Source organism: Clostridioides sp. GD02367, assembly GCF_045900275.1.
Classification (GTDB): domain Bacteria; phylum Bacillota; class Clostridia; order Peptostreptococcales; family Peptostreptococcaceae; genus Clostridioides; species Clostridioides difficile_A.
This window is the reverse complement of record NZ_JBJODK010000038.1, coordinates 1-520: the sequence shown is the minus strand read 5'-3', so window position 1 is coordinate 520 and position 520 is coordinate 1. Positions and strand designations below refer to the sequence as shown.

The window sequence follows — 520 nt, the reverse complement described above, 5'->3', positions numbered from 1 at the left end:
TATATTGGAGGCGACACCCAGATTCGAACTGGGGATCAAGGAGTTGCAGTCCACTGCCTTACCACTTGGCTATGTCGCCGCCTTTTGGTGATCTATCCGCGACTCGAACGCGGGACACCCTGATTAAAAGTCAGGTGCTCTACCGACTGAGCTAATAGACCATATTAGTTGGGGTGGATAATGAGAGTCGAACTCACGACCTCCAGAGCCACAATCTGGCGCTCTAACCAACTGAGCTATACCCACCTTAATTGGTCGAGGTGAAGGGACTCGAACCCCCGGCCCCATGGTCCCAAACCATGTGCGCTACCAAACTGCGCTACACCTCGAAGCTATTTGCTTAATTTAATGTGGTGGGCCATCAGGGACTCGAACCCCAGACCTACCGGTTATGAGCCGGGCGCTCTAACCAACTGAGCTAATGGCCCACATTAAATTTTAGTAGCGGTAATAGGAGTCGAACCTATGACCTTTCGGGTATGAACCGAACGCTCTAGCCAACTAAGCTATACCGCCATAC

The 520-nt window shown here is 51.5% G+C and carries 6 tRNA genes; all 6 read right to left on the bottom strand.

Annotated elements, in window-relative coordinates:
• Positions 1-5: 5 nt before the first annotated feature.
• Positions 6-79: transfer RNA gene (locus tag Q3223_RS19520), tRNA-Cys, on the bottom strand.
• A 6-nt stretch (positions 80-85) separates the two neighbouring features.
• Positions 86-161 (bottom strand) — tRNA-Lys (locus Q3223_RS19515).
• 8 nt (positions 162-169) lie between these two features.
• Positions 170-246: transfer RNA gene (locus Q3223_RS19510), tRNA-His, on the bottom strand.
• Positions 247-252: 6 nt separating this feature from the next.
• A tRNA-Pro gene (locus Q3223_RS19505) sits at positions 253-329 on the bottom strand.
• Positions 330-351: 22 nt separating this feature from the next.
• Positions 352-428 (bottom strand) — tRNA-Ile (locus Q3223_RS19500).
• A gap of 14 nt (positions 429-442) precedes the next feature.
• Positions 443-516 (bottom strand) — tRNA-Met (locus tag Q3223_RS19495).
• Between the last annotated feature and the right edge of the window lie 4 nt (positions 517-520).